The organism is Pseudoalteromonas sp. c7(2019), from assembly GCF_011378625.1.
Lineage (GTDB): Bacteria > Pseudomonadota > Gammaproteobacteria > Enterobacterales > Alteromonadaceae > Pseudoalteromonas > Pseudoalteromonas arctica.
This window is the reverse complement of record NZ_WTKS01000083.1, coordinates 1-246: the sequence shown is the minus strand read 5'-3', so window position 1 is coordinate 246 and position 246 is coordinate 1. Positions and strand designations below refer to the sequence as shown.

General features: G+C 43.9%; 1 protein-coding gene. It reads left to right on the top strand.

What is annotated here, in order from left to right; genetic code table 11:
• Window positions 1-246, top strand: a 246-nt coding sequence (locus GQR38_RS20595; RefSeq protein ID WP_240920064.1) for an Hsp70 family protein, incomplete at both ends; no start/stop codon positions are given.

Sequence of the window (246 nt, the reverse complement as noted above, 5' to 3'; positions counted from 1 at the left end):
AACGTCAAGGAACTAAAGATGCCGCTCGCTTAGCAGGATTGCATGTTTTACGCTTGCTAAATGAACCAACAGCTGCAGCTATTGCCTATGGATTAGACTCAGGTCAAGAAGGTCTGATTGCTGTTTATGATTTAGGTGGCGGTACGTTTGACATTTCAGTTTTACATCTACATAAAGGTGTTTTCGAAGTATTAGCGACAGGTGGTGATTCAGCGCTGGGTGGAGATGATTTTGACCAAGCCATCG